The sequence below is a fragment of the Bacterioplanes sanyensis genome, from assembly GCF_014652515.1.
In the GTDB taxonomy this organism is placed as follows: Bacteria; Pseudomonadota; Gammaproteobacteria; order Pseudomonadales; family Oceanobacteraceae; genus Bacterioplanes; species Bacterioplanes sanyensis.
Genome location: NZ_BMYY01000002.1, coordinates 553704 through 573995 on the forward strand (window position 1 = coordinate 553704; position 20292 = coordinate 573995).

The 20292-nt window shown below is 52.2% G+C and carries 23 protein-coding genes; all 23 read left to right on the plus strand.

The window, feature by feature from the left end; all coding sequences use genetic code 11:
* Positions 1 to 250: 250 nt before the first annotated feature.
* The 23 genes from IE090_RS05595 to IE090_RS05705 all read left to right on the plus strand — a co-directional run bounded on the left by IE090_RS05595 (position 251) and on the right by IE090_RS05705 (position 20287).
* Entirely contained in the window at positions 251 to 781 is a 531-nt protein-coding gene (locus IE090_RS05595) for a flagellar basal body-associated FliL family protein (RefSeq protein ID WP_189387357.1), read from the plus strand.
* 9 nt (positions 782 to 790) lie between these two features.
* Positions 791 to 1765, plus strand: coding sequence for a flagellar motor switch protein FliM (gene fliM / locus IE090_RS05600; RefSeq protein WP_189387358.1), 975 nt, complete (start codon positions 791 to 793; stop codon positions 1763 to 1765).
* 9 nt (positions 1766 to 1774) lie between these two features.
* On the plus strand, positions 1775 to 2344 hold the full coding sequence (gene fliN / locus IE090_RS05605) for a flagellar motor switch protein FliN (protein WP_189387359.1): 570 nt from the start codon (positions 1775 to 1777) through the stop codon (positions 2342 to 2344).
* Positions 2319 to 2723, plus strand: coding sequence for a flagellar biosynthetic protein FliO (gene fliO / locus IE090_RS05610; RefSeq protein ID WP_189387360.1), 405 nt, complete (start codon positions 2319 to 2321; stop codon positions 2721 to 2723). Before fliN ends, fliO begins: the two co-directional genes overlap by 26 nt.
* Positions 2720 to 3481 (plus strand): flagellar type III secretion system pore protein FliP, encoded by a 762-nt coding sequence (gene fliP / locus IE090_RS05615; protein ID WP_189387361.1) that lies wholly within the window; start codon positions 2720 to 2722, stop codon positions 3479 to 3481. The genes fliO and fliP overlap by 4 nt, the downstream gene beginning before the upstream one ends.
* Before the next feature lie 12 nt (positions 3482 to 3493).
* A complete protein-coding gene (locus IE090_RS05620; protein WP_189387362.1) occupies positions 3494 to 3763 on the plus strand; it encodes a flagellar biosynthetic protein FliQ in 270 nt (89 codons plus the stop codon).
* Positions 3764 to 3765: 2 nt separating this feature from the next.
* Positions 3766 to 4542 carry a flagellar biosynthetic protein FliR gene (fliR, locus tag IE090_RS05625; protein WP_189387363.1) on the plus strand — a complete coding sequence of 259 codons (777 nt, stop codon included), beginning with the start codon at positions 3766 to 3768 and terminating at the stop codon, positions 4540 to 4542.
* 1 nt (position 4543) lies between these two features.
* Positions 4544 to 5692, plus strand: coding sequence for a flagellar biosynthesis protein FlhB (gene flhB / locus IE090_RS05630; protein ID WP_189387364.1), 1149 nt, complete (start codon positions 4544 to 4546; stop codon positions 5690 to 5692).
* 69 nt (positions 5693 to 5761) lie between these two features.
* Positions 5762 to 7966 (plus strand): flagellar biosynthesis protein FlhA, encoded by a 2205-nt coding sequence (gene flhA, locus IE090_RS05635; RefSeq protein WP_189387365.1) that lies wholly within the window; start codon positions 5762 to 5764, stop codon positions 7964 to 7966.
* Between the two features lie 19 nt (positions 7967 to 7985).
* Positions 7986 to 9224, plus strand: a complete 1239-nt coding sequence (gene flhF / locus IE090_RS05640) for a flagellar biosynthesis GTPase FlhF (RefSeq protein WP_189387366.1) — start codon at positions 7986 to 7988, stop codon at positions 9222 to 9224.
* A gap of 35 nt (positions 9225 to 9259) precedes the next feature.
* Complete coding sequence (locus IE090_RS05645; protein WP_189387367.1) at positions 9260 to 10078, plus strand: MinD/ParA family protein; 819 nt, start codon at positions 9260 to 9262, stop codon at positions 10076 to 10078.
* Positions 10079 to 10081: 3 nt separating this feature from the next.
* Positions 10082 to 10810, plus strand: coding sequence for an RNA polymerase sigma factor FliA (locus IE090_RS05650; RefSeq protein WP_189387368.1), 729 nt, complete (start codon positions 10082 to 10084; stop codon positions 10808 to 10810).
* Positions 10811 to 10937: 127 nt separating this feature from the next.
* Positions 10938 to 11312 (plus strand): chemotaxis response regulator CheY, encoded by a 375-nt coding sequence (cheY, locus tag IE090_RS05655; RefSeq protein WP_444542203.1) that lies wholly within the window; start codon positions 10938 to 10940, stop codon positions 11310 to 11312.
* 18 nt (positions 11313 to 11330) lie between these two features.
* Entirely contained in the window at positions 11331 to 12128 is a 798-nt protein-coding gene (locus tag IE090_RS05660) for a protein phosphatase CheZ (RefSeq protein WP_189387370.1), read from the plus strand.
* 12 nt (positions 12129 to 12140) lie between these two features.
* A complete protein-coding gene (locus IE090_RS05665) occupies positions 12141 to 14339 on the plus strand; it encodes a chemotaxis protein CheA (RefSeq protein WP_189387371.1) in 2199 nt (732 codons plus the stop codon).
* Between the two features lie 26 nt (positions 14340 to 14365).
* Positions 14366 to 15394, plus strand: coding sequence for a protein-glutamate methylesterase/protein-glutamine glutaminase (locus IE090_RS05670; protein WP_189387372.1), 1029 nt, complete (start codon positions 14366 to 14368; stop codon positions 15392 to 15394).
* Positions 15394 to 16134 carry a motility protein A gene (locus tag IE090_RS05675; protein ID WP_189387373.1) on the plus strand — a complete coding sequence of 247 codons (741 nt, stop codon included), beginning with the start codon at positions 15394 to 15396 and terminating at the stop codon, positions 16132 to 16134. Before IE090_RS05670 ends, IE090_RS05675 begins: the two co-directional genes overlap by 1 nt.
* Complete coding sequence (locus tag IE090_RS05680; protein WP_189387374.1) at positions 16131 to 16823, plus strand: OmpA family protein; 693 nt, start codon at positions 16131 to 16133, stop codon at positions 16821 to 16823. The genes IE090_RS05675 and IE090_RS05680 overlap by 4 nt, the downstream gene beginning before the upstream one ends.
* 63 nt (positions 16824 to 16886) lie before the next feature.
* Positions 16887 to 17669 (plus strand): ParA family protein, encoded by a 783-nt coding sequence (locus tag IE090_RS05685; RefSeq protein ID WP_189387427.1) that lies wholly within the window; start codon positions 16887 to 16889, stop codon positions 17667 to 17669.
* Positions 17670 to 17972: 303 nt separating this feature from the next.
* A complete protein-coding gene (locus tag IE090_RS05690) occupies positions 17973 to 18698 on the plus strand; it encodes a chemotaxis protein CheW (protein ID WP_189387375.1) in 726 nt (241 codons plus the stop codon).
* Between the two features lie 138 nt (positions 18699 to 18836).
* The gene (locus IE090_RS05695; protein WP_189387376.1) at positions 18837 to 19319 is read left to right on the plus strand and encodes a chemotaxis protein CheW; all 483 of its coding nucleotides are present in this window, start codon (positions 18837 to 18839) and stop codon (positions 19317 to 19319) included.
* Between the two features lie 10 nt (positions 19320 to 19329).
* Positions 19330 to 19707, plus strand: coding sequence for a DUF2802 domain-containing protein (locus tag IE090_RS05700; RefSeq protein ID WP_189387377.1), 378 nt, complete (start codon positions 19330 to 19332; stop codon positions 19705 to 19707).
* A gap of 337 nt (positions 19708 to 20044) precedes the next feature.
* On the plus strand, positions 20045 to 20287 hold the full coding sequence (locus IE090_RS05705; RefSeq protein WP_189387378.1) for a hypothetical protein: 243 nt from the start codon (positions 20045 to 20047) through the stop codon (positions 20285 to 20287).
* The last annotated feature ends 5 nt before the right edge of the window (positions 20288 to 20292 follow it).

Sequence of the window (20292 nt, forward strand, 5' to 3'; positions counted from 1 at the left end):
GGCAACCATTTGCTTGGAGGTGGGTGCCGTATTGTTTTCTCCCCAATGATCATTCGCTGGAAACATGAAAGATTTTTCTGGCAAGCTTTTCAGCGATGTCACTCTCCGCGTTAGCATTTCTGTCATAGCATGCTCAGCAGCTAGACTGGGCAGTAACTAAACTGCCATAGATACTGAAAGCGTCGATTTGTTGACAGTTTTTGATGGCACGTGGTTTGCACGAATGCAGTGACGACAGGAGAGACATATTATGGCAGCAGAGCAAGACCTCAAGCTGGATGATGACCAAGCCGCCGACGGCGAAAGCAAAGGTAGTAAAAAAAAGTTACTACTGATTATTTTGTTGGGGCTAGTGCTCGTGGGCGCTGCTGTTGCCGGTACGCTTTTCTTGCTGTTGTCAGGCGATGAAGATGTCAGCGACAGTGACACTGAGGTGGCAGAGCAGATAGAGGAGCCCAAAGCGCCCGCGCAATACGTTATTCTCAAGCCTGAGTTTGTCATCAGCTTTCAAGTGGGGCCACGCCAACGCTTTTTGCAACTGAGCTTGCAGGTGATGACACGCAAGTCAGAGGTGGTTGATACCTTGAACATGCATGAACCTATGATTCGTAACGATATTATCCGCATTATCAGTGAACAGGATTTTGACACATTGCGTACCGCAGAAGGTCGGCGTGCGTTGCAAAAACAACTGACGGAGCACCTCGATATGCTGGTGCAGCGAGAAGGCAGCGAGAGCGGTGTCGAGGCCGTACTCTTTACTAACTATGTGATGCAGTAGGAAGGCCCGGTGCAGGATTTACTGTCACAAGACGAAATTGATGCGCTTCTTCACGGTGTCGATGATGGTGATATCGAGCCAGAAGACGACATTGATGAAACCGGGGTCAAGTCATATGACTTGACCAGCAACGACCGCATTGTTCGCGGTCGTATGCCAACCCTAGAAATGATCAATGAGCGCTTTGCTCGTTATATGCGCATCAGTATGTTTAATTTTTTACGTCGCAGCGCTGACGTAGCGTCGGGTGGTGTGCAGATCATGAAGTTTGGTGAGTATGTGCACACCTTGTATGTACCCACCAGTTTGAATCTGGTGAAAATGCGTCCGCTGCGTGGCACGGCACTGTTTATTATGGACGCCAAATTGGTGTTCAAATTAGTGGATAACTTTTTTGGTGGCGATGGTCGTCACGCCAAAATCGAAGGGCGTGAATTTACACCGACGGAGGTCCGAGTGGTGCAAATTGTGCTCAGTCAGATTTTTAATGACATGATCGAAGCTTGGGCACCGGTAACCAAGCTCGAATTTGAGTATGTTGGCTCAGAAGTAAACCCGGCGATGGCGAATATTGTTAGCCCGAGTGAAGTTGTTGTCGTGAATACTTTTCACGTTGAGCTGGATGGCGGTGGTGGTGATTTTCATCTGACTATTCCCTATTCGATGATTGAACCAATGCGAGAAGTGTTGGATGCGGGGGTGCAAAGCGATATTGATGATGTTGACGAGCGCTGGATGCAGTCGCTGCGTGAAGACATTCTCGAAGCCCGCGTGCCAATGCACGGCACGCTGGTTGAGCGCGATATTACCCTGCGTGAGGTCGCGGAGCTGAAAGCAGGAGACGTGATCCCAATCGATATGCCTGAGTATTTTACCTTGCAGGCAAATGGCATTCCTTTGTTCCTGGGTAAGCTGGGGATTTCTAATGATAATTTGGCGGTGAAAGTTATTGATCAGGTTCACCGTCATCGCTCAAGAAAGTAGGAGAGCACGATGGCTGACGATGAAAACGACGTAAAGCCGGACGAATCTGTCGATGCCGATGCATTGGCGGATTCTGTCGCCAGTGGTATCGAAGAGGCCGGCGAGGATGAAGCTGCATTAGCGGATGAATGGGCGGCAGCGATGGAAGAGGCGGGTGAAACCCCCGATGACGACAGCGTTGAGGACGATTGGGCCGCCGCCATGCAAGAAGAGGCTGCTGCTTCAGAAGAGCCCGAGGCAGAGCCAGAAAATCATGTAGAACGGGCGCCACTCGATCCATTGCAAGATGAAGGGACGCCGCGCACCATCAATACCGACGGGCCAGAGCTGGATGTCATTCTTGATATTCCGGTGCGTATTTCCATGGAGGTGGGCAGTACGCAAATTCCCATTCGCAACCTGTTGCAATTGAATCAGGGCTCGGTGGTCGAACTGGATCGCTTAGCCGGTGAGCCGTTGGATGTGCTGGTCAATGGTACGTTGATCGCCCATGGCGAAGTAGTGATGGTGAACGATAAGTTCGGTATTCGATTAACCGATGTGGTGAGTCAGAGTGAGCGTATTCAACGTCTGCGTTAGTGTGCTGTTAGCGGCGTTGCCGTTATGGGCAATGGCAGAGCAAAAAACCGCCGTAGCAGACCCATGGTCATCCGCTGGCACTGTGGCGGTATTTTTATTGTTGATTATTGGTCTGATCCTATTACTTACCTGGCTGGCGACTAAGATGCGGGCCATTCGCCCGACGATGGCCTCGGGCGCCATTCGGCCCGTGGCCACTTTGACGTTGGGCGTAAAAGAACGCATCGCCTTGGTTCAAGTGGGCGATAAGCAAATTCTGGTGGGCATAACTGCTCAGCAGATTACCCCTCTGGCTGAGTTTGACGAACCGGTGATTGATGTCGAGCAGGAGAGCAGTGCCAGCTTTGCTGACATACTGAAAAAGGCGGTACGCTCATGAAACGTTGCTGGCCGCTGCTGCTCGTATTGCTTACCCTCATGGCTTGTCCGGCATTGGCTGAGGAGCAAAGCAAAGCCTTTTTAGGTGTGCCAGCCATTGTTTACGAAAGCACTGATACGGGTGGCAATTATTCGGTAACTTTTCAAATTCTGGTGATCATGACGCTGTTGTCGGTGTTGCCGGCACTGCTGATTATGATGACGTCCTTTACACGAATTATTGTTGTACTGGCGATCTTGCGTCAGGCCATTGGCCTGCAACAAACACCGTCGAACCAAATTTTGCTCGGACTCACCCTGTTTTTAACCTTGTTTATCATGATGCCGGTATTTCGAGTGATTAATGCCGAAGCTTTGCAACCCTACATTAACGAGGAAATTACTCCAGCGGAGGCGTTGCAGCGGGCTACCGTGCCGATGCACGAGTTTATGTTGGCGCAAACGCGTGAAAATGACCTGCAGCTGTTTATTCGCATCAGTGGTCGCGATGATATTGGTAGTGCAGAAGAAACACCTTTGCATATTTTGATTCCAGCATTTGTGACCAGCGAGTTAAAAACCGCCTTTCAAATCGGCTTTTTGTTGTTTATTCCTTTTTTGATCATCGACTTGGTTGTCGCCAGTATTTTGATGGCGATGGGTATGATGATGCTGTCGCCCATTATTATTTCGCTGCCGTTTAAAATTATGCTGTTTGTGCTGATCGACGGTTGGGCATTAGTTATGGGCACGCTGGCCAACAGTTTTGGCACGGTTTAGCCGGGAGGTCGTATGAGTCCAGTGGAAGTGGGAGATTTATTTTCCCATGCACTATATCTGGTGCTGGTGATCGTGGTCGTCATGATTGTCCCCAGTTTGATTATTGGTTTAGTGGTGAGTACGTTTCAGGCAGCCACACAAATCAATGAGCAAACCCTGAGTTTCTTGCCGCGTTTAGTGGTGACCTTGCTGGCTTTAATCGGCTTTGGGCCATGGGCGGTGACCGCCGTGTTGGATTACAGCCGTGATATTTACACCAATATCGCCTTTTTAATTGGTTAGCCGTGTTTGAGTTTGAAGCCTTGGAGGTGGGGCACTGGGTCAGTCGCTACCTCTACCCCTTTGCACGCATTTCAGGCTTGCTGATGGTGATGCCACTAATTGGTACCCGCATGGTGCCACAGCGTATTCGTATTTTTTTGGCGTTGGTGGTGGCCATTGTCATTACCCCCGTGCTTCCGCCCATGCCCAAAGTGGACCCGATTTCTCTTGAGTCTGTATTGATCATTGCTCAGCAGTTGCTGATAGGGATTGCTATGGGGTTTGTGATCGAACTGGTGACGCAAATTTACGTCATTGCCGGTCAATTAATTGCTATGCAAACCGGCTTGGGTATCGCCGTCACAGTGGACCCGGCTCAAGGGGCGTCGGTGGTGGTGATCAGCCAATGGTTTTTATTTATGGTCAGTCTGGTGTTTTTATCCCTAGACGGTCATCTGGTGATGCTAGAAATTCTGGCGGATAGCTTTCATACCTTACCGGTTGGGTTTGATGGTCTGGATGCAGCGGACTTTGGCATGATCGTTGAGTGGAGCGGTTGGATGTTTGCGGCGGCGGTGGTGATCTCTCTGCCAGCGCTGACGGCATTGCTGATTGTGAACCTGGCGTTTGGTGTGATGACTCGCGCGGCGCCGCAGTTGAATATTTTTGCCTTGGGTTTTCCCGTCACCATGATTGTTGGTTTGTTCATCATGTGGGCCACCATTGGCGAAATGGCCCAAGGTTTTCAAAGCTACATGGATGCCATGTTTGAGTTCCTGAAAAAGCTGACGCGAGGTTAAGATGGCCGAAGAAGACAGCAGCCAGGAAAAAAGCGAGGAACCCACCAGTCGCAGGCTAGAAAAAGCCCGAGAGGAAGGGCAAGTTCCGCGCTCCAAAGAACTGGCGACAACCGCCGTACTGGTGATCGGTGCAGCCGGCTTGATTGCCTTCGGCCCTTGGATGGCGGACTACATGGCGGGTATTGCTCGCTATGGTTTTGATATCGAGCGCTCCGCTGTATTCGACACCAGCGTCATGAGCCGTCACTTAGGTGCGTCGCTGGAAGACTCTATCTACGCCATTGCACCTTGGTTGGTGCTGGTGCTTGTTGCGGCCATTGCTGGCCCTCTCGGCATTGGCGGTTGGCTGTTCTCGACCAAGGCCATCGCCCCCAAGCTAGAGCGTTTGGACCCGTTAAAGGGGCTCAAACGCATGTTTTCGATGAATTCGCTGGTGGAGCTAATCAAAGCTTGGGCCAAGGTCATTGTGGTGGGGCTGGTGGCTTGGTTGGTAATGGCATTCTTTTTCGAAGAAGCCATGAATCTAAAACGCAAGGCGTTGGAGCCGGCCATTCAGGGGGCGGTGGATATCATCTTGTGGAGCGTACTGGCGCTGTGCTTATCAACGCTGGTGATCGCCATTGCCGATGTCCCCTGGCAAATCTACAGCCACACCAAAAAGTTGCGCATGTCGATGCAAGAAATTAAGGATGAGTACAAAGAAACCGAGGGCAAACCTGAGGTGAAAGCCAAGGTTCGGCAGCTGCAACGCGAGGCGGCGCAGCGTCAGATGATGGGCAGTGTGCCGGATGCCGATGTCGTTATCACCAACCCCACTCACTATGCCGTGGCTCTGCAGTACTCTGCCGATGCCATGACCGCGCCTGTGATGCTGGCCAAGGGCAGTGATCAGGTGGCGCAAAAGATTCAGGAAATTGCTCGGGAGCACAATATTCCGCGCATGCAGGCACCGCCGCTGGCTCGGGCATTGTTTGCTCACGCCAAAATTGGTGAAGAAATTCCGGAGGGCTTATACGTCGCGGTCGCGCAAGTGTTGGCTTATGTCTATCAGATGGATATGTATGCCAAGGGCCGTGGTCCTAAGCCCGAGCGCAAACCGGATATGCCGATTCCACGTGACTTACGAGTTGACCCCGACGCTGGCCGTTAGACACTGCCCTGAAAATGGGAAAGGTTTTTGCAGGGTGGCTGTATTAGTTAAATTTTTGACGGTACAGATATGGCAGCGGCCCCCGGACAGGTTCTAAGTCAGGTTAAATCGACCTTCGCTTCGCTTAGCAACACCAGCCTAGCGATTCCGCTGATGCTGTTGGTGCTGCTGGGCATGATGACCCTGCCGCTGCCGCCCTTTCTGTTAGATACCTTTTTTACTTTCAATATTGCGTTGTCGGTTGTGGTGCTGCTGGTCAGCGTCTATGCCCGCCGGCCCTTGGACTTCGCCATTTTCCCCACCATTTTGCTGGTAGCGACCTTATTGCGTTTGGCGCTCAACGTGGCCAGTACCCGAGTTGTACTGCTGAATGGTCACGAGGGTGGCGATGCCGCCGGCAAGGTGATTGAGGCCTTTGGTGAAGTGCTGATCGGCGGCAACTATGCCGTCGGTTTGGTGGTTTTCATGATTCTCGTCATCATCAACTTCGTGGTGGTCACCAAGGGCGCAGGCCGCGTATCCGAAGTAACCGCTCGCTTCACTCTGGATGCCATGCCGGGCAAACAGATGGCGATTGATGCCGATTTGAATGCCGGTTTAATCGATGCTGATGCGGCCAAAACTCGGCGGGCTGAAATTGCTGCCGAAGCGGATTTTTACGGTGCCATGGACGGTGCCAGTAAGTTCGTTAAGGGCGATGCCGTGGCCGGTATTTTGATTCTTATCATTAACATTGTGGGTGGCTTTGCCATTGGCATGGGCCAGCACAACCTCACGCTAGGGGATGCGGTTGAAGCGTATACCTTGTTAGCGATTGGTGATGGTCTGGTGGCGCAAATTCCATCGTTACTGTTGTCCACGGCGACGGCCATCATGGTAACGCGCAATGGCAATGACGAAGACATGAGCCAGCAAGTTTTTGGTCAAATGTTCGCCTCGTCCCAGGCGCTGGGTGTGTCGGCTGGCTTGCTGTTCTTGATGGGCATTGTGCCTGGTATGCCGCATACCGTCTTTTTGTCGGCAGCGGCCATTGCCGGAGCGGTAGCTTATTGGATTCGTTGGCGCAAACAAGGCGGAGTGCTAGGCGATAAAATTGCACAGCGCCTAGGCGGGCAAAAAGCCGCTCAAGAATCTCAGGGCGAAACCAATGCTTCCACCGCACTCGCTGCCCCGCAAGAAAAAGCCCAGGCCGCACTGCAGCAAATGGAAGTCAAGGAGCTGGGCTGGGATGACGTTGAGCCAGTTGACCGCATTGGCCTAGAGGTGGGTTATCGGCTGATTCCGCTGGTGGATAAAAACCAAGGTGGGCAACTGCTAAGCCGCATTAAAGGCGTACGGCGCAAGCTCTCGCAAGAGTTAGGCTTCCTGATGCCGTCGGTGCATATTCGCGATAATCTCGATCTGTTGCCAAACCAGTACCGCATCACCCTGATGGGCGTCACGTTGGCGGAAGCTGAAATTCATCCCGAACGCGAACTTGCAATTAACCCAGGCCAGGTGTTTGGCAAAATCGACGGCATCGCCGGTCGTGATCCAGCCTTTGGGCTAGAAGCCTACTGGATCGATGCCAGCCAAAAAGACAAGGCACAAACCCTGGGCTACACCGTGGTCGATGCCAGCACTGTGGTGGCAACCCACATCAACCAAAAACTGCAGCGCCATGCCCACGAGCTGTTGGGCCATGAAGATGTGCAAACACTGGTGGATATGCTGGCCAAAACCTCGCCCAAGCTGGCCGAAGAGTTAGTGCCCAATACGGTCAGCATCAGCCAGCTTCTCACCGTGTTACAGAACCTGCTGCGTGAGCAAGTACCGATTCGCGATTTGCGCTCCATCGCCGAGTCTTTGGCGAATAACCCTGGGCAGAGTCAAGATCTCGCCACTTTAACTTCGATTGCTCGCCTGTCTCTGGCGCGCATGATTGTGCAGAACATCTTTGGTAACGAGGATGAGCTGCCGGTAATGACGCTTGACCCATCTCTGGAACAATTGTTGCTTAAAACCATACAGCAGGGCAATCAGCCGACCTCGCCGACAGGTTTGGTACTGGAGCCTAATATGGCGGACACCTTGCAGCGCTCATTGGCAGAAGCGGTGCAAAACCAGGAAATGGCGGGTCGCCCTGCCGTGTTACTGGTGACCACGCAACTGCGTTCAAGCATGGCAGCGTTTGTCCGCAACAGTCTGGAGCAGCTACATGTGCTGTCGTATCAGGAAATTCCGGACAACAAAAGCATCACGATTGTTGCCACCATTGGCAGCCAGAACGGCTAACTGACAAAGGCCTGAGCTCATGAAAGTAAAACGCATCACCGCAGCGAACATGCAACAAGCATTGCGGCAGGTTACCCAAGAACTGGGTAGCGATGCCGTTATTTTGTCGAGCAAAAAGGTTGACCAAGGGTTTGAGGTCGTGGCGGCTACGGATTACCAGTCTGGCGACGCCGAAGCTCAAGCCGAAGTAGAACGCCAGCTGACGCTGCAGCGCGAGCTGGAGCAAACCCGCCGCCAGTTGCAGCCGGAAGCATCAGAGCGAGCCGAAGCTCAAGTTCCACCGCAGCAAAAAGCGCGTGAACAAAAGGTTAGAGAGCAGTTTGCACAGCCCAGTGCGCCTGATTCCGGTGAGTTGCGGCGCATGAGTGGCGAGTTGAAAGAACTTAAAAACTGGTTAGTGAGCCATCAGGGAAGCCCGTGGGATCAAGAACGGCCCATGACTTGGCAGCAATCTCAGCTGTGGCAGCGTTGTCAGGACGTCGGGCTAGAACCTGCCTGGTCGGACCGTTTGGTGAGCCGACTGCAGCCCGCGGATAACTTAGACGACAGCTGGCGTCAGGCACTGCAGTTGATGGAGCAAGACTTGCCAGTAGCTAACTTGCCTTGGTTAGAACAAGGCGGACGCTATGCTCTACTGGGGCCAACTGGGGCGGGCAAAACCACCACCATTGGTAAAATGGCGGCACAGTTTGTCATTCGTCACGGAGCTGAATCCGTGGCCTTGATTACCCTCGACAACTACCGAATTGCAGCGCATGACCAGCTTAAGACCTTTGCCAAAATCCTCGGTGTGCGCTGGTTAAGAGCCCCGCAGGATGGCACCTTGCCCGAGCTATTAAAAAAGGTGGCGAAGGCCAAGCTGGTGCTCATCGACAGTGCCGGTCTTGCCAGCCAAGACCCGCACTTCACCGAGCAATTGTCTATGCTCAAAGACTGTGGAAATGCAGTCAAAAAACTGCTGGTACTGCCCCTCACCAGTCAGGGGCGCTGCCTGCAGGAAAACTACGAACATTTTAAAAGTGCAGCGTTACATGGCTGCATTTTCACCAAGCTGGATGAGTGTTTTTGTCTGGGGCCAGCCATGAGCATTGCCGCTCTGGCGAGGCTACCACTGACGTTGGTCACTGACGGGCCCCATATTCCGGACGATTTGCACATGCCGGAGGCCAGCAAGCTGGTTAGGCTGGCTGAGCAGATGGCAAGAATGGCACGGACGCGCTGGCCCGTACCAGAAGCCGCTTACGCGGCGCTGCGCTAATCCAGTCGGACTTAATTTAAGGAGCAACAGCTGTTATGGCGAAGCATCCCGTACAGGTGATCGCTGTCACCGGTGGCAAAGGTGGCGTGGGTAAAAGTAATGTATCGGTCAACCTGTCTATTGGGCTGGCTGAGTTAGGGCGCAGGGTCGTGCTGCTAGACGCTGACTTAGGGCTGGCAAACATCGATATTTTGCTGGGGCTGAGTTCCAATCGCACCATCGAGGACGTTCTTCAAGGCGAGTGCGATTTGGCGGATATCATGCTAACTGGGCCTGGGGGTATTCGTATTGTGCCAGCGTCCTCCGGTACGCAACGTCTCTCGCAGCTCAATAGCATGGAACACGCTGGCCTAATTCAAGCGTTCAGCGACCTAGGGGACGACATCGATGTACTGGTGGTCGATACCGCTGCCGGTATATCCGATAGCGTCATGAGTTTCGTGCGGGCAGCTCAGGAAGTCATCTTGGTGGTGACGGATGAACCTACGTCAATTACCGATGCCTACGCTCAGATTAAACTACTCAACCGTGATTATGGTTTGTTCCGCTTTCGAGTGGTCGCCAACATGGTGAAGTCGCCGCAGGAAGGAAACGCATTGTTTAATAAACTTACCAAAGTGACCGATCGCTTCTTAGACGTTGCCATGCAGTACGTCGGCGCTGTCCCTCAGGACGACGCAGTGCGTCGTGCGGTACAGCGTCAAAAAGCGGTGTTGGATGCGTATCCTCGCTCTAAAGCTGCAACCGCGTTTCGAGCGCTTGCGAAAAAAGTGGATGCCTGGCCGCTGCCGTCGTCGCCGCGAGGGCATCTGGAATTTTTTGTTGATCGGCTGGTGCAGGAAGCAGGAGCCTGATCCGTGTCAGCGGGAAGTTGCCTGGTGTATTCAGACATTCAGAAGCATGATGCGGATCGTTTGGTCCGTGAGCACGCCGGCTTGGTCAAGCGCATCGCCCATCACTTACTTGGGCGTCTGCCCGATAGTGTCCAACTGGATGACTTGCTGCAGGCTGGCATGATTGGCCTGTTAGAAGCGGCGCGTAAGTACGATGGCAGCAAAGGCGCCAGCTTTGAAACCTATGCCGGCATTCGTATTCGTGGCGCCATGTTGGATGAAATTCGGCGTGGTGATTGGGCACCGCGCTCTGTGCATCGCAACTCTCGTCGTATCTCAGAAGCGATAAAAGCCGTTGAAAGTAGCAAGGGGCGTGATGCCGAAGATGCTGAAATCGCTGAATACCTAGGTATTTCTCAGCAGGAGTATCACGCCATCTTGCAAGACAGCGCTAGCTGCCGTCTGTTCAGTTACGAAGAGGTGACGGAGGGAGGCGAGCCCGTTTCTTTCGACGGAGCAGCGACCAACATCATCGATGGTCTAGAGCGCGATCACTTTCAGCAACATTTGGCCCAAGCGATTCGTCAGTTACCAGAGCGTGAGCAGCTGGTGCTGGCGTTGTATTATGACGAGGAGCTGAACCTAAAAGAGATTGGCGCGGTACTAGGTGTCAGTGAATCTCGGGTCAGCCAACTGCACAGTCAGGCCGCCAGCCGCCTTCGCACGCGTTTGAGTGACTGGCTGAGCGATTAATAGTGAAGGCCTGTCAGCGTGTACATTAGTGTCATATGGATAAAGCGCTGACAGGGTCTACAATAACCCTTAGGAACGACTTGGAATATGCAAAGTCGACTTAGTGGAGGTCGTTTTGGATAAAAACATGAAAATTCTCATTGTCGATGATTTTTCAACAATGAGGCGCATCGTGAAAAATCTGCTGCGGGATTTGGGCTTCACCAACACCGCTGAAGCAGATGATGGCAATACTGCATTGCCGATGCTGCAGTCTGGTGATTTCGACTTCCTCGTGACTGACTGGAATATGCCCGGCATGACAGGCCTTGAGTTACTCAAGCGAGTGCGTGCCGATGACAAGCTCAAGCACTTGCCGGTACTTATGGTGACGGCCGAAGCCAAACGGGATCAAATCGTGGCGGCGGCTCAGGCAGGTGTGAATGGCTACGTAGTGAAGCCATTCACTGCGGCGGTGCTCAAAGAGAAAATCGACAAAATCTTTGAGCGTGTCGAAGGCTGAAAGGATTAAGGCGGGCTCATGGCCGACAACCAATCTGAACAAGACAAGGCAGCTTCATCGTTAGATGAATCTGTGACGGCTGAGATTCGCCAGCTGGCGGAGCAAATGATCGCAGAAGCCGAGAACGGCCGTCTGAGCGATGCCGTTGCTGTGGTTAATAAGCTCAATGAACTTCGAGACCGTACCCTTTATCAGGAAGTGGGCAAACTGACTCGTGCAGTGCACGAGTCCATCAAAAATCTAAGTATTGAATCCATCGGTGCGGGTTCAGAAATTGCCAATACGACCGATAAATTAACCTATGTGGTAGAAATGACCGACAAGTCGGCCAATAAAACCATGGATCTGGTTGATGCTAGCGTGCCTAAAATTGCTGACATTCAGCAACAGGCGGGGGCGCTATCCCAGCGGTGGGATAAGTTTTTGAAGCGTGAGTTGAAGCCCGATGAGTTTCGTCAGCTATCGCGAGATATTCAAACGTTTTTACAACAGTCACAGGATGTAGGGCAGCAGGTTCAAGGTAATTTATCAGAGATTATGCTGGCCCAAGATTACCAAGATTTAACTGGGCAGATTATCCATAAAGTGGCTGAACTGGTGAAAGATATCGAAAGCCGCTTGGTTAGTCTTGTTGCTATGGCAGGAACGCTGGATTCTCTGACAGGCATCTCGCATCCTGAAGAAGTCGAGGCACAACCAGCTACAGATAACCATGGCAACATTGCTGCCGAGGGGCCGCAGGTAAACACTGCGGATAATAACGTCGTGAGTAGCCAAGACGATGTTGACGATTTGCTTTCCAGTCTTGGTTTTTAGAGGAGCCAACGGATGAGTTTCGATGCTGATGAAGAAATTCTCCAAGACTTTTTAGTCGAAGCGGGAGAAATTCTTGAGAGTTTATCCGAGGAGCTGGTAGATCTTGAACAGCGCCCGGATGACCATGATCTGCTCAACAGCATTTTCCGTGGTTTCCATACAGTAAAAGGTGGTGCTGGGTTCTTACAGCTGAATCCCTTAGTCGACTGCTGTCACGCGGCGGAAAACGTTTTTGACACGTTACGTAATGGTCAGCGCGGGGTTGACTCTAACCTGATGGACGTGGTCTTGCAGGCGCTAGATGCTGTCAATGATATGTTTGAGTCGGTGCGTAGCGGGCAAATGCCCCAAGATGCAGATCCTGCAATCATTGAACGACTGCACGACCTTGCGCGTCCGGCTGAGGCTGAGCCTGCTGCACCAGCCGAGCCGCCTGCACAGGCAGAAGCACCAGAGCCGCCCCCCGAGCAGCCAGCTGCTTCCCCAGAGGGTGACTCCTCGGGTGATATTACCGACGATGAGTTTGAGCAATTGCTCGATGCTTTGGAGGACGATCCAGCTGCCGCAACGGCCCCACCCGAGACCGAACCGTCTGCTGCTGATGACTTTATTGATGTCGATTCTGGCGCAGACAGTACAGATGATGAGATATCAGAAGATGAGTTTGAGGCACTGCTAGACCAAATCCACGGTAAGGGTAAGCACAGTGGAGCTCCCGTAGCCTCAGACAGTGCCCCAGCAGCGCCCGATGACACTCCCGCACAACCTGAAACTAAAGCGGCTGAGGGTGATGATTTAATTACCGACTCTGAGTTTGAAGAGCTATTGGACCGGCTCCATGGCAAAGGCCAGCACGCTGGCTCACCCGCTGGCGGTGAAGCAGCGCAAGAGCAGCCAGTGGCGCCGCCACCTCCACCGCCTAGTCCCAAACCCGAGAATAAACCCCAGCCTGCTGCGCAAGCGAAACCTGCTCCTAAACCGGAAAGTAAGCCGGACTCTAAGCGGGCTGACAAAGAAGCACATCCAGTCGCTGAGGCGACTGTCAGGGTAGATACCAAGCGCTTGGACGACATTATGAATATGGTCGGTGAGCTGGTGTTGGTGCGTAATCGCTTGATGCGCTTGGGGCTCGAAAGTGCCGATGAATCCATGTCTAGGGCCGTGGCGAACCTAGATGTGGTGACAGGCGACCTACAAACGTCGGTAATGAAAACACGGATGCAACCGATTAAAAAAGTTTTCGGCCGCTTCCCCAGAGTGGTTCGCGACTTGGCTCGGCAGTTGAAAAAAGAAATTAATTTGGAGCTGCGTGGTGAAGATACTGATCTAGACAAGAATTTGGTAGAAGCATTGGCGGATCCACTGGTCCACCTCGTGCGTAACGCTGTTGATCACGGTGTTGAAATGCCGGATGAGCGAGAAAAGAAAGGCAAATCTCGTGTAGGTACTGTGGTGTTGTCAGCGGAACAAGAAGGGGACCACATCCTGCTGGTTATTCAAGATGACGGTGGTGGTATGGATGCGGATGTATTGCGCCGCAAAGCCGTTGAAAAAGGTGTTATGGATCAGGATGCAGCAGATCGCTTAACGCCGACGGAGTGCTACAACCTGATATTTGCTCCAGGTTTTTCTACCAAGGAGCAAATATCAGATGTGTCTGGCCGTGGTGTGGGTATGGATGTGGTAAAAACCAAAATTACCCAGTTAAATGGCACCATTAATATTGACTCTGAGTTGGGGCGCGGCACTGCTATTCGTATTAAAGTGCCATTAACACTGGCGATTATGCCAACACTAATGGTCATGTTAAAAGAACAAGCGTTTGCTTTTCCACTGGTCAGTGTGAATGAGATTTTCCATCTTGATTTAACCCAAACCAATATTGTTGATGGACAGGAAGTTGTGGTAGTGCGAGAAAAACCTATTCCACTGTTCCACTTGAAGCGTTGGTTAATCAAGGGTGAGGAGTTCTCGAAAGCTGATGAGTCAGCGCATGTCGTGGTGGTGTCAGTGGGGACACAGCGAGTCGGCTTTGTTGTTGATCAGCTAATCGGCCAGGAAGAAGTGGTTATCAAACCGCTAGGAAGAATGCTCCATGGTACAGCGGGTATGGCGGGTGCAACCATCACCGGCGATGGGCGCATCGCTCTAATTCTTGATATCCCTAGCATGTTGGGCCGCTATGCCAGCCGAGCTATGAGCGCGGCGTAGGGGCCAGTTGAGGAGTAAGCAGGCGAATGACAATTAAAGTCCTGGTGGTGGACGACTCTGGTTTTTTTCGGCGCCGGGTGTCTGAGATTATTAATTCTGATCCGCGCATGGAGGTCGTTGGCATCGCTGACAATGGCCGTCAGGCCATTGAGAAAAATGACCAGTTGAAGCCTGATGTCATCACCATGGATTACGAAATGCCAGTGATGGATGGCATTACTGCGGTACGTAATATTATGAAGTCGCGCCCTGTGCCTGTACTCATGTTTTCATCACTGACCTTTGAAGGGGCACGGGTGACACTCGATGCTTTGGAAGCAGGTGCGCTCGATTTTTTACCCAAAAACTTTGACGCTATCGCCAAAAACACTGCGCAAGTACGGCAAACGCTGACAGATAAAATTGCCGCTGTGGCTGGTAGTCGCCAGCGCAAGCCGCCGGAACCTCCGGCTCCGCGTCCAGTTCCCGTGCGCCGCTCCGTTGCGGGGACCAAAGACTTAGTGATGATTGGCACATCTACTGGCGGGCCTGCCGCGTTGCAAGCCTTATTCAAGGTTATTCCTGCCGGTTTCAAAACGCCCATCGTGATTATTCAGCACATGCCAGGCTCTTTTACCAAAGCCTTTGCTGAGCGCCTCAATCGCCTCAGCCCGTTGACTGTCAAAGAGGCCGAAGATGGTGAGCGTATTCAATCTGGTCATGTCTATGTTGCCCCAGGGGGGATGCAACTGATGGTGGATAAACGCCAAGGCGGATCCATTCACATTCGTGAAAGTGATGAACGGGTTAACTATCGGCCTAGTGTTGATATCGCTTTTGCATCGGCAGCAAAGCATTATGGAAAGCGTACCTTAGCCATAGTGTTGACGGGCATGGGAGCGGATGGTCGTGAGGGGGCAAGGCTACTGAAGCAGTGCGGTGCAAGCATTTGGGCTCAAGACGAAGCCAGTTGTGTTATCTTTGGTATGCCGATGGCCGTCATCAAAGAGGGCCTTTCCGATGATGTGTTGTCTTTGGCTGATATCGCTCCCAAGCTGGCTGCAGAGATAGGCTAATGGATCGCTGGGCGCTGGTTTCCACCGCGCTGGCTGTGGCGGCAGTTTTATGGGGTTTTGCTTTAGAGGGCGGCCATTTCAGTCTTTTATTTGATGCTCCAGCAGCCGTTATTGTCTTCGGTGGTTCGACCCTCGCTACGTTAGCGCAAGTTCCCAATGCTCATTTAGCGCCTTTGGCGCACCTGCTTTCTTGGCTGGTGGTGCCGCCCAACTACTCACTCGAGCACCTGATTAGTAAGCTGACTGTATGCGCCAATGCTCAGCGTAAAGACGGTTTGCTGGCATTAGAACAGTTGGCAGCGGGGGAGTCAGAGCCATTGTTAAAGCGAGCACTAACGATGCTGGCTGATGGCTTTGATGACAGCATAATTGATAAAACTCTACAGCAGGATGTACACAGTCAATACGAACGTGACAATGAACTGGTGGATCATCTAGATCAATTAGCGGGGTATTTACCGACGTTAGGCATTGTCGGCGCGGTACTGGGTTTAATGCAGGTACTGTCAAATATACAACAGCCTGATGCCTTGGCCACTGGCATTGCGACTGCTTTTGTGGCGACTTTTTATGGGGTTGCCAGTGCGAATATCATTGTGATTCCGCTGGCGAATCGTTTACGGCAAATGTTGTCATGGCGTCGCCGTTACCAACTGGCGTTGCTGGCGGGTGTTTTGTCCATTCGCAGTGGAGTCAACCCAGCTGTTCTGCGCTATCGCTTACAGGGGATTACCTTGTGAGCCGCTCAGTTAAACAAGGGCAGCAACATCGCTGGCTGGTGTCGTATGCCGACTATATGACGCTGCTGTGCGCATTCTTCATTATGATGTATGCCATAGAGTTGATAGACAACGAAGAGGGCGACGCCATTCGTCAGCAAATCGAGTATTTATTCTCTGCACAATCGAGTTCTTTGCCACCGGTAACAGACTCACCGCTCACAAAAGGCAGCGGGTTATTGCCGCTGGTGGCAGATATTCGCCAAGTGACTCAACTTATTCGCGATACGGACGATATAGTGGTAGAAGGCGAACAAGATTGGCTGACGGTATCGCTCAACGCGGATTTGCTGTTTGCACCGGGAGAGACTCGGGTAAAAGACGCCGCACTGCCGTTGTTGCAAAGCATCGCTGAGGAGCTGCGTGCTTGGCCCTATCCGATCAATGTTCAAGGCCATGCTGACGACACCCCCGTTCGGGGTGAGATAACTAATTGGGAAATTTCGGCATTGAGAGCCGCTGCTGTCGTGCAAAACTTGACTCTGTATGGGGTAGCACCACAGCGAATGGCCGCCATGGGATTATCTCACTATCATCCAGCAGAGCCGTACAACACTGAAGAAGCTCGGCGGCAAAATCGGCGTGTGGTGATTTTCATGACTCAGGATGATCAATCAGTACCTTGGTCGAGGCCGCGGCAGCAACAATAAACTGACATGATTCTTGCTTCAGCGTGATAATAGCAAGCGATTTGTGTGGTCGAGGACTTTCAGGTGCGTATCTGGTCAATAGCTAATCAAAAAGGTGGTGTCGGAAAAACCACCAGCGTGGTCACATTGGGCGGTTTGCTGGCCGAAAAAGGGGAGCGTGTTCTGTTGGTCGATTTAGACCCACATGGCTCCTTGACCAGCTACTTCAAGCAAGACCCAGATAGCCTTGAGCGCAGCCTCTACCATTTGTTTTTTGAGCAGCGCTATAAAGATAAAGCCTTTATTCAATCGGTTTTGAAACCCACCTCCCATCAACATATTGATGTGCTGCCTGCTACCACGTCGTTGGCGACACTCGAGCGCCAGGTTAGCGGTCAGGATGGTATGGGGCTGGTGCTGGCGCGTAGCTTGGCGCAGTTGTGGGACGAGTATGACCACGTGCTATTGGATACCCCGCCGATCTTGGGCGTGCTGTTGGTCAATGCGCTTGCCGCCTGCCAGCGCCTAGTGATTCCGACACAAACAGAACACCTGGCTTTGAAAGGTTTAGAGCGTATGATTCACACCTTAAAAATGGTGATGCGCTCGCAGAATCGCAGCCTGCCTTACACCATTGTGCCAACCTTGTTTGATCGACGGACATTAGCCTCGGTTACCACCTTACGGGAAATGCGGCGCGAGTATCGTGAGTCTTTATGGGAGGAATCGATCCCGGTAGACACGCGTTTACGCGATGCTAGCCATGAAGGTATTTTTCCTCATCAAATGGATCCTGATAGCCGTGGTGTCAGGGCTTATCGTCACTTGTTGAGAGATTTAGAGAGTCAGGAGGACAGTTCCTCATGACCCATCCTTTAAACGATTATTTTGATAGCTTGCTAGGGGTAACAGACTGGGACAGCCGGCTGGAAGCCGCGACGGCTCCCTTGGTGGATCCAATCTTGGACAAAGACAGTATTGTGCCTGGTAAGCGGCTACAGCTTTGCCGACCTGCCACACAACAGCCGCTCGCTGCCAATTTTACGATGGCGTTGAATTTCCTAGCTCTGCTAGCAAGACTCTCTTGTTCTCGTCTGCGGCAGGCTTTGCTGACTTTTTGCCAGCATCATTTGCCATCAACATGCCACAGTGTGACGGCGGGAGGTAGGTATGGCTGAGTCCATCCGTAAGACGCGCACGGCCAACCAAGTTGATGGCGTCCTACAAGATTACCTTGATCAGTTGCTCATTACCGCGACGGAAGTTAAGCCGGTCGCCGAGCCGGCAGAGTCATTACCCAGTGTCGAGTCTGCTAACGCACAGGCGCTGACCTCGCTGGTACCTCAGCCTGCAAAAGCGCCTTTAACAGAGCCTGTAGTAGATACCGCTGAACTGGATGAGCCGGAGATAGCTCTGGGCGAGAGTGGTGGTGGCGTTACTGACCTCGATTGGCAAAACAGCCAGGGGGTTGAGTGTTTGATCTTTAAAGTCTCTGGGCTCAAGTTGGCCATACCTCTGCCTCTGCTCGGTGGCGTGCATCGTATGGCGACAGATATTACGCCGTTATTTGGTCAAGTGAGTTGGGTACTGGGAGTATGGCAATCGGACGATCATCGCCTGAGTATCGTCGATAGCGCTGATCTGATTATGCCAGAGCGGGGCGTGAAACTGGCTCGAGATGGTTTTGATTATGCCATTCAGCTTGATCGTACGCCGTGGGCGCTGGCTTGCCAGGAAATATGTGACACGATTACTCTGCAAAAATCGTCAATTAAATGGCGTGGCGAGAAAGGAAAACGTCAGTGGCTTGCCGGTACCGTCATTTCTGAGATGTGCGCTTTGCTCGATGTACCTGGGTTGTTATCTATGCTGGAGGAGCAGCGACACCAAGCATAGTAAGGGCTAGGGGCTGCTTTTGTTCACCGCACAAAAGGCGTAATTCAACTGGTACACTTTGTGCTCTCTTCTATAGTAATGAAAGGTTGTAAGGCCGCTAGGCGGTCAAGCAATGGCCTTTCATAGCGAGGATGTAATATGTCTGCGATAGCCGGAAATAAGACCGGAGAAGATCCGGTCCTGCAGTGGGTGACCTTCCGTCTCGAGAACGAGACCTACGGCATTAACGTTATGCAGGTGCAAGAGGTCCTGCGCTATACGGAAATTGCTCCGGTTCCAGGAGCACCGCCGTATGTGCTGGGGATTATCAACCTGCGTGGTAATGTTGTGACCGTGATCGATACTCGGTTGCGCTTTGGCTTACCTTCGGCTGAGACCACTGATCAAACCCGTATCGTGATCATCGAAGCGGAAAATCAGGTGGTGGGGATGCTCGTGGACGCAGTGGCAGAGGTAGTTTACCTACGCCAGTCGGAAATAGAGACCACTCCGAATGTCGGCAATGATGAAAGTGCCAAGTTTATCCAGGGGGTTTGTCATAAAAATGATGAACTGCTGATTCTGGTTGAGTTGGAAAAAATGATGTCGGATGAGGAGTGGAACGAACTGCAGGGTCTGTAGGAGGTTTCACATGGCGTCTTGGTCGCTGTTGCATTGGTTACTAGCAGGAAATATTGGGCTTCTGGTCTTGGTTGCATTGGTGCTCTGGGCTGTCCATCGACAGCAACAGCGCGACTACAGGGCGTTGGATGGTCGTATCGCGGCGATCGAAGGAAATCATCAGGCTATCAGTCGCAGCGCCATTGGTGTAGGCCGGCGGGTCAAAGAGCTAGAAGGCCGTTTACAAAAGGTGCAGAAGTCTGCTTTGGCTCCCAAAACTGACGATAAGGTCTATCATCACGCGTCGCGTTTAGCAGGTATGGGAGCATCGGCGGCTGAGCTAGTCGAAAATTGCGGCATGGCGCGGGGGGAGGCTGAGTTACTGGTGTCATTGCGCCGCCCTCACTAGTACCCTGAGGCAGGGCCACGCTGCGTCATGTCGGTTCTTTGACGAGGCGTGCTGTGCGGCAGGTGTCAGAACTAAGTGAGAGGGGCTGGAGATCACGCCCAAAAGAAACGAATGGCAAGCCCAAGCCCCATGAGGGCGTTGCTGTTGTTGAAAATATCTCGCTGTTGCCTGCGAAAATCGCCTGCCACTAGCGCTTTTAAGTCGTTCTGAAGAACTGCGAACTTGTGATTCCGCGTGCTGATTATAACCAAATGTTCCTACGATAAGGGCCCTGAACTCTACAATGGAGTCAGGGCCCTTTGTTATGGGCTGTTCTGGATATACTGGAGGAGCAGCTATGGTGAAAGCTGTTTATGGGCTGGCATGGGTGCTGGCGACATTATCGGCATGGAATGCTCCCACAGAAGTCTCATTTTTGCCTAGCATGGCTCAAACTGTACAAGACGCCAGCTTGTTTGATCGTACTCACGATTTTACTGATCTCTATATCATTCATACTCGTGATAAAGAGCGCAACATTACCATCCACTGCAGTGCTCACAGTTGCTACAAAAACCGGCCAGCAATTTTATATGTTTGAATATG

What these genes read in the sequence shown, in the direction of transcription:
- fliP (WP_189387361.1), top strand. Translation starts at nt 2,720, where the DNA reads ATGAAACGTTGCTGGCCGCTGCTGCTCGTATTGCTTACCCTCATGGCT.
- IE090_RS05695 (WP_189387376.1), top strand. Translation starts at nt 18,837, where the DNA reads ATGTCTGCGATAGCCGGAAATAAGACCGGAGAAGATCCGGTCCTGCAG.
- IE090_RS05690 (WP_189387375.1), top strand. Translation starts at nt 17,973, where the DNA reads ATGGCTGAGTCCATCCGTAAGACGCGCACGGCCAACCAAGTTGATGGC.
- IE090_RS05660 (WP_189387370.1), top strand. Translation starts at nt 11,331, where the DNA reads ATGGCCGACAACCAATCTGAACAAGACAAGGCAGCTTCATCGTTAGAT.
- IE090_RS05670 (WP_189387372.1), top strand. Translation starts at nt 14,366, where the DNA reads ATGACAATTAAAGTCCTGGTGGTGGACGACTCTGGTTTTTTTCGGCGC.
- flhF (WP_189387366.1), top strand. Translation starts at nt 7,986, where the DNA reads ATGAAAGTAAAACGCATCACCGCAGCGAACATGCAACAAGCATTGCGG.
- flhA (WP_189387365.1), top strand. Translation starts at nt 5,762, where the DNA reads ATGGCAGCGGCCCCCGGACAGGTTCTAAGTCAGGTTAAATCGACCTTC.
- IE090_RS05705 (WP_189387378.1), top strand. Translation starts at nt 20,045, where the DNA reads ATGGTGAAAGCTGTTTATGGGCTGGCATGGGTGCTGGCGACATTATCG.
- IE090_RS05620 (WP_189387362.1), top strand. Translation starts at nt 3,494, where the DNA reads ATGAGTCCAGTGGAAGTGGGAGATTTATTTTCCCATGCACTATATCTG.
- IE090_RS05665 (WP_189387371.1), top strand. Translation starts at nt 12,141, where the DNA reads ATGAGTTTCGATGCTGATGAAGAAATTCTCCAAGACTTTTTAGTCGAA.
- IE090_RS05700 (WP_189387377.1), top strand. Translation starts at nt 19,330, where the DNA reads ATGGCGTCTTGGTCGCTGTTGCATTGGTTACTAGCAGGAAATATTGGG.
- IE090_RS05675 (WP_189387373.1), top strand. Translation starts at nt 15,394, where the DNA reads ATGGATCGCTGGGCGCTGGTTTCCACCGCGCTGGCTGTGGCGGCAGTT.
- flhB (WP_189387364.1), top strand. Translation starts at nt 4,544, where the DNA reads ATGGCCGAAGAAGACAGCAGCCAGGAAAAAAGCGAGGAACCCACCAGT.
- IE090_RS05645 (WP_189387367.1), top strand. Translation starts at nt 9,260, where the DNA reads ATGGCGAAGCATCCCGTACAGGTGATCGCTGTCACCGGTGGCAAAGGT.
- IE090_RS05595 (WP_189387357.1), top strand. Translation starts at nt 251, where the DNA reads ATGGCAGCAGAGCAAGACCTCAAGCTGGATGATGACCAAGCCGCCGAC.
- fliN (WP_189387359.1), top strand. Translation starts at nt 1,775, where the DNA reads ATGGCTGACGATGAAAACGACGTAAAGCCGGACGAATCTGTCGATGCC.
- cheY (WP_444542203.1), top strand. Translation starts at nt 10,938, where the DNA reads ATGAAAATTCTCATTGTCGATGATTTTTCAACAATGAGGCGCATCGTG.